We start from the raw sequence: 6,419 nt of genomic DNA, 5'->3' as shown, positions 1-6,419 counted from the left end.
CGCGGAGAGGTCCAGCCCGACGGCGGCGGCTAAGAACAGGTGAAAGCGGCGCACGCCGCGAGTGTGCCAGCCGCCGTCCAGCCGCGCTGACCGGAAACGGCGATCTTCGTCAAGTCACTTGAGCCAATCCAAGATGCCCACGTCCTCGACAGTGTCCGCGATGCGCTTCGCGGAGGCCGTGGTCAGGCTCGCCCGCGAGCTGTCGATCCAGCGCTGAACGTCGGCGTAGCCCTGATGGCGGTATTCCACCGCCTGGATCAGGCACTCCAGCTTGTCCGCGTCGCGCGCGACGATCGCCTCGGGAGTCTCGGCGCCCTCGTACTCGGCCACGACCGATGCGATCATCTGGCTGACCGCGGTCGGAGCGGCCGCGACCTGATCCGCGGTGACCGACTCGTTTCCGGCAGCCGTCAGGTAACGCCGCCCGATCCGGGGAATGTCGCCGACCCGGGTCTCCTGGGTGTCATGGTAGAGGCACAGCAGACCGGTACGCGCCGCATCGACACCTTCCATCGCGGCGAGCATGGAACCGAGGATCGCCGTACGGAAGCTGTGTTCCGCGATGGTCTCCTGGTCCTTGACCCCGGCGATCCACCAGCCGGTCCGCTTGGCCCGTTTGAGCATGCCGAGCTCGAAGAGATAACGAACCGCTCCAGCCAACTCGTCAGATGTCATTTCGCCAGCCCTTCGACGCGCAATCCATACATGATCGCCTCAAGCTCTCGCCTCGACTGCTGCGAGATCGCCTCCGAGTCGATCACGACCTCACCACGACGATAGAGACCGCGGGCGGCCATGGGGTCGTCGCGCAGCAAGCCCGGCCGAGCTGCCAGGAGCGACCACAGCGTGTGGATCGACAGGTCCACGAAGTGACGGCCTCCATCAACCCTGGCGACAAGATGCCGCAGCAGGCGATGCCCACGCCACCCGAGGCCCGGGTCCACCATGAAGGGCCACCGGGTGCTGCGGTCTCTGCGGGCGAGCTCATCCATGCGACGAACGGGTGTGCGAGGCGGGCGGCTCATCGTTCACTACGAGGACTGGCTACAGCGCGAACGGTCCGACGTCGATCCGTGACCCGGGCGCGGCTCTCCGAACCGGCGGGCGCGTGCGCCATGGCTCGCACCCCACGCGTACGCGCCCGCCCCGCCGGTTCCTGGCGGCAGGCCGCCCTCGCGTGACGAGGAGCACGTGAAACCGGAGCGTGCGGGCCGGATATCCGGGTTAGCCTGCCCAGCGTGCTCTCCCGGATGATCAACCTGCTGCCCGCCCACCCGGCCACCCGTGCCCTGGTCTTCAGCACCCTCGCCGGGTCGACGTCACGCGGTCTGTTCATCACGATCAGCGTCATCTTCTTCACCCGCTCGGTGGGACTGTCCGCCGGGCAGGTCGGCCTCGGGCTGACCATCGCCGCCGTGGTCGGCCTGCTCGCCGGGGTGCCCGCCGGGCATCTGGCCGACCGGGTCGGCCCGCGCCGGGTGATGGTCGCCTTCGGGCTGGCGCGGGCGGCGCTCATGCTGGGCTACCTGGCCGTGCAGGGCTTCACCGGCTTCGTCCTGGTGGCCGCCGGGGTGCAGTTGCTGGAGGCGGGCTTCGGCGCGGCCAACGGGGCGCTCATCGCCGGGTCGATCCCGGCCGAGGACCGGGTGCGCACCCGCGCCATGCTGCGAGCCGTCACCAACGTGGGCTGGGGCGTCGGCGCGCTGTTCGCCGGAGTGGCGCTGAAGTACGACACCAGGCCCGCCTACGTCGCCGTGCTCGTGCTCTGCGCCGGCCTGGCGACGCTGGCGTCTTCGCTGGTCCTGCGGGTGCCGAAGGTCGCGCCGCAGGCCCGGCGCGCGTCCGGCCCGGCGCTGATCGTGCTGCGGGACCGACCGTACCTCGCACTCGCGGCGCTCAACGGGGTGCTGTGCATCCACTACGGCATGCTCAACGTGGCCGTGCCGCTGTGGGTGGTCGAGCGCACCGACGCGCCGACCTGGGTCGTCGCCATGCTGGGCCTGCTGAACGCCACTGTCGTGGTGCTGTTCCAGATCCGCGCCAGCCGGGGCACCGCCACCGCCGAGGGGGCCGCTGTCGCGCAGCGGACGTCGGGACTGCTGCTGCTCGGGGCGTGCCTGCTCTACAGCCTTGCCGCCGGGCAGACCGCCTGGGTCGCCACGGTGGCCCTGGTCGCGGCGGCGCTCGTGCACGTGCTCGGCGAGCTGCGCCAGGCCGCGGGCTCGTGGGGCATCTCGTTCGACCTCGCGCCCGACCACGCCCAGGGTCAGTACCAGGGCATGTACGGCACCGGGTTCGCGCTGGCGGGCGTGGTCGCACCCGCGCTGCTGGCCACCGTCGTCGTCGGCTGGGGCTGGCCCGGCTGGCTGCTGTTCGGCCTGGTCTTCGCCGCCAGCGGAGCAGCGGTCCCCGCCACCGTGCGCTGGGCGCGACGGACCCGAACGCAGGTCGCCGCACCGGAACCCGCCCTCGCCTGACCGGCCGGAACCGGCTGGTCAGGGCGGGACGAGGTTAAGAAGGGCACCTTCTACATCGCTCCGCGATGTAGAAGGTGCCCTTCCTTTCGTCAGGCGGTGGCGAGGGGGGCGGGTGGGGCGGGGTCGCGGCGGCGGGAGAGCAGGGCGTCGAGGGAGAAGGCGCCGGGGCCGAGCACCGCGATGATGAGGAACGACCAGCAGAACAGGGCGGCAGCCTCGCCGCCGTTGTTCAGCGGGAGCAGGCCCTGGGTCTGGTGCACGACGAAGTAGGCGTACGCCATGGAGCCGGAACAGAGCAGGGCGGCCGGCCGCGTCGCCAGGCCCGTGATCACGAGGATGCCGCCGGCGAGCTGGATGAGCGCCGCCCACCAGCCGGGCCAGGTGGCGAACTCGACGGCGTGGCCGGAGCCGCGGTTGCCGCCGAACACGCCGAACAGCGAGGCCGCGCCGTGGAACGCGAACAGCAGGCCGAGCACGACCCGGAACAGGGTCAGGGTCACGGCGGCGGATCGGGCAGAGGACATGAAGGTCTCCTCAGGGTGAGATCTGATGTCGTTGCCCGGACGCGTCCAAGATTAGATCGATTGATTCATACTAAGCAATGTTCGTCTCAATGGGCGAGCACGGCTCGGCCCATGCGAGCTGGTGCGGCTTGGTTACGCTCGGCGGATGCACGCCCTCGCCGAACGGGAACTCGACCCGCTCCCCTTCCTCGTACTCGGCCTAGCAATGCTCGGGATCGGCCTGGTGCTGCTGTGGCGGGGCGTCAGGTTGCGGCGGGCGTACCGCGGCTCCGTCGAGCGCGAGGCCGCTCTCGGCACGGTGTTCGGCGGTGCCGAGCAGGAGCAGGACCCGCGCCGCACCGGAGGGCGCGACCCCGCCGACTGGCTGCGGATCTTCGTGGAAGGGCTGCTGCTGGCCGGTGTCGGGTCGGCCTTCACGGTGCACGCGCTCAGCCGCCTGCTGAGCTGAGTCACAACCGCCGCATGCGCGGAATCGGTGAGGCCAGCAGCCAGAGCACGCCCAGGAGCGCGCCGACGGTGGCGATCCACAGCGTCTCGCGTACGCCCAGGGCCGTGCCCAGCGCACCGCCGATGACCGCGCCGATCGGGCGGATGCCGTAGTTGATGGTGCGGTGTGCGCCCGTCACCCGGGCGCGCAGCTCGTCGGGGATGACGCTGGCCTGCAGCGAACCGCCCGCGGTGTCCAGCAGCATGACGCCGAGGCCGGAGAGGAACTCGGCACAGAACACCATCGTCAGCACCAGCCAGTGCGGGCCCTGAGCCAGTGGGATCAGGATCAGCGGGGCCGGGAACAGCAGGTAGCCGAAGACGTACAGCGGCCCGACGCCGAAGCGCTCGGCCACCCGCCGCGCGACGGCCGCGCCGATCAGCGCGCCGACGGCGGCGAGGCCCAGTCCCAGGCCCAGCACGTCGGGGGTGATGTGCAGTTCGGTGGTGACGTACAGGATGACCAGCGCGAGGTACATGAAGTTGAACAGGTTGAGGGTGCTGCTCGCGCTGACGGCCGCCCGCATGACCGGGTGGCGCACGATGAACGACAGGCCCTCGCGCAGGCCCAGCCCGCGCCGGGCGGTCGGCGTCGGTTCGACGACCTCGACGCGGGCGATCATGACAGCGGAGAACAGGAACGACACCGCGTCCAGCAGCAGCGCGAACGGCGCGCCGACCAGGCGCACCAGCACGCCGCCGACGCTCGCCCCGGCCACCGACGAGAACGCCCGCGAACCGTTGAGCAGCGCGTTGGCGGGCAGGAAGTCCTCGCGGGGCACGAGTGAGACGAACAGGGTGGTGCGGCACACCTCGAACAGCACGCTGAACGTGCCGACGGTGAACGCGACCAGGTAGAGCTGGGTCATGGTGAGCGCGTCGAGCAGGTACAGCACCGGCACGGCCAGCAGCGCGACCGCGCGGGCGACGTCGGCGGCGACCATGATGGTCCGCTTGTACGGACGGCGGTCGGCCCAGCCGCCGAACAGCAGCGAGAACAGCAGGTTCGGGGCGAGCGCGGCAGCGGTCAGCCAGCCCATCTCGGCGGGGCCGGCCTGCGCGACGAGCACCGCGAACAGCGGCAGCGCCAGATCGGTGATCTGGTCGCCGAGCAGGGAGACGCTCTGCCCGGTCCAGTAGCGCCGGAACGGGGTCTGCCGCAGCAGCGGGGGCAACCAGCGGCGAGTGGCGGGGGTGGCGGTGGCGGTCATGGGGGTGTGCGCCTCCGGGGTCAGGGCTGGTTGTCGATGGTGGTCACGTAGTAGCTGACGTGGACCAAACGCGCGCCGGGTGGCCGCAGGGACGGGTCGGTCTGGCGGGGCCGGTACGCCTCGAAGAGGGCGTCGATGCGCTGGGACAGTTCGGCGAGTTCCGCGGCGGTGAGGTAGGCCAGGTCGTCGCCGGGGCCGGTGACGGCGCGCCACTCCGGCGGGTCGTCGGCACGGCCCGCCAGCCAGGTCATGGCGCGTTCGTAGAAGCGGCGGATGATCACCCCGTCGAGCTGGTCGACGGCGGCGCGCGTCTCGGCGTCGTCGGAGTCGCGGCCCCACCGGGTCATCAGGGCGGTGGCCCGCCACGGCCGCTCCCGGGCGTCGGCCCCCTCGGCCCGTTCGACCAGGCCGTACTTGGCGAGCTGGCGCAGGTGGAAGGAGCAGTTGGGCACGTTCTCGCCCAGCCGGCGCGCGGCCTGGGTGGCGGTCATCGGGCCCTCCCGCCGCAGCAGGCCGACCAGCGAGATGCGCAGCGGATGGGCGTACGCCCGCATGGCGACGGGGTCGGTGAGGTCCACCACGGGTTGGTCGGTCACATGCTAAAGATAGCTTTAGAAAGCTTTCTCTACAACCTTGGGACGTCACTCCCCCGCTGTCACCTACCGGACACGCGATCCGCCGGCCGCGCCGAGTCGATCACGCGATGACGAGACAGCACCCCTTACCGACCGTCCGGCCGGCGTCGGCGAAAGTTCTTTCATCGACAGATAGGGATGCGAAAGACTTCCAAAGTTCTCCCCACTTCTATATATATGGCTTTCAGTGACTACCGTCACACTCCACTGAGTCGGGGAGGACTCGTGAAAAGAACCCTCGCGACCGGCAGTGTCGCCCTACTCGTGGGCGCCATGCTGTCGGTGTCGGCAACCTCCGGCAGTGCCGCGCCCAGCGGCCCCTCGTCGCCCGCCGGCCTGGCGGCGGCCGAACGTGCGCTCGCCGAGCACCCGGCGGACGTGCGCGCCGCCGGCGGCGACGCGTACCGCATCGACCGCACCATCAGCGACAGCAGCGGCACCCACGTGCGCTACGCCCGCACGTTCCAGGGCCTGCGGGTGTACGGCGGCGACTTCGTCGTGCACACCGCCCCCAACGGCGTCTACAAGGGATCGTCGGTCGGCCTGGAGGCCCCGCTGACCCTGTCGACCACCCCGAAGGTCACCTCCGCCAAGGCCGCGCAGACCGCGCGCGGCCGCTTCTCCGGAACCGTCGCCACGGTCGGCTCCCCCGAGCTGTTCGTCGACGCCAGCAGCGGCAAGGGCAAGCTGGCCTGGGAGACCGTCGTCACCGGCATGGGCCCGGACAAGCAGACCCCGTCCAAACTGCACGTCATCACCGACGCGGTCACCGGCGCGTACCTCGGCTCGTTCGACGAGATCATGATGGTCAACGGCACCGGCAACAGCATCTACTCCGGCGCCGTCACCGTCGACACGACCTTGTCGGGCTCGACGTACCAGATGATCGACCCGTCGCACGGCAACGGCCGCACCTGCGACATGAACAACAGCTCCTCGACCTGCACCACCTTCACCGACGCGGACAACGTGTGGGGTGACGGCACCAACGCCAACCGGCAGTCCGCCGGTGTGGACGCGCACTTCGGCGCGGCCAAGACGTTCGACTACTTCAAGAACGTGCACGGCCGCAACGGCATCTTCGGC

General features: G+C 70.5%; 7 protein-coding genes and 1 pseudogene. 3 read left to right on the top strand and 5 right to left on the bottom strand.

From position 1 onward, the window contains the following. Window positions 1-114: 114 nt before the first annotated feature. Both AB0B35_RS41865 and AB0B35_RS41860 read right to left on the bottom strand, forming a co-directional pair. Window positions 115-675: an HD domain-containing protein gene (locus AB0B35_RS41865; protein ID WP_361057425.1), complete on the bottom strand. Its 561-nt coding sequence runs from the start codon at window positions 673-675 to the stop codon at window positions 115-117. After that, window positions 672-992 (bottom strand): hypothetical protein, encoded by a 321-nt coding sequence (locus AB0B35_RS41860; protein ID WP_361057422.1) that lies wholly within the window; start codon window positions 990-992, stop codon window positions 672-674. The genes AB0B35_RS41865 and AB0B35_RS41860 overlap by 4 nt, the downstream gene beginning before the upstream one ends. A 246-nt stretch (window positions 993-1,238) precedes the next feature. On the opposite strand from AB0B35_RS41860, the gene AB0B35_RS41855 reads away from it, so the two are divergent. Next, the gene (locus AB0B35_RS41855) at window positions 1,239-2,477 is read left to right on the top strand and encodes an MFS transporter (RefSeq protein WP_361057419.1); all 1,239 of its coding nucleotides are present in this window, start codon (window positions 1,239-1,241) and stop codon (window positions 2,475-2,477) included. Between the two features lie 89 nt (window positions 2,478-2,566). Here AB0B35_RS41855 and AB0B35_RS41850 read toward each other — a convergent pair whose 3' ends face one another. Beyond that, window positions 2,567-3,001 (bottom strand): DoxX family protein, encoded by a 435-nt coding sequence (locus AB0B35_RS41850; protein ID WP_361057416.1) that lies wholly within the window; start codon window positions 2,999-3,001, stop codon window positions 2,567-2,569. Window positions 3,002-3,146: 145 nt separating this feature from the next. Here AB0B35_RS41850 and AB0B35_RS41845 point away from each other — a divergent pair, with 145 nt between their 5' ends. Then, window positions 3,147-3,449: a hypothetical protein gene (locus tag AB0B35_RS41845; RefSeq protein WP_361057413.1), complete on the top strand. Its 303-nt coding sequence runs from the start codon at window positions 3,147-3,149 to the stop codon at window positions 3,447-3,449. A 1-nt stretch (window position 3,450) separates the two neighbouring features. Here AB0B35_RS41845 and AB0B35_RS41840 read toward each other — a convergent pair whose 3' ends face one another. Next, window positions 3,451-4,698: an MFS transporter gene (locus AB0B35_RS41840; RefSeq protein WP_361057410.1), complete on the bottom strand. Its 1,248-nt coding sequence runs from the start codon at window positions 4,696-4,698 to the stop codon at window positions 3,451-3,453. 20 nt (window positions 4,699-4,718) lie between these two features. Beyond that, window positions 4,719-5,294 carry a helix-turn-helix domain-containing protein gene (locus AB0B35_RS41835; protein ID WP_361057407.1) on the bottom strand — a complete coding sequence of 192 codons (576 nt, stop codon included), beginning with the start codon at window positions 5,292-5,294 and terminating at the stop codon, window positions 4,719-4,721. 264 nt (window positions 5,295-5,558) lie between these two features. Between AB0B35_RS41835 and AB0B35_RS41830 the strand changes: the two are divergent. After that, a pseudogene (locus AB0B35_RS41830) lies at window positions 5,559-6,419 on the top strand (M4 family peptidase); the annotation flags it as partial.

The organism is Catellatospora sp. NPDC049133 (assembly GCF_040648455.1).
GTDB lineage: Bacteria > Actinomycetota > Actinomycetes > Mycobacteriales > Micromonosporaceae > Catellatospora > Catellatospora aurea.
The sequence above is the reverse complement of the archived record's forward strand: the minus strand, read 5'-3'. Positions and strand labels throughout refer to the sequence as shown.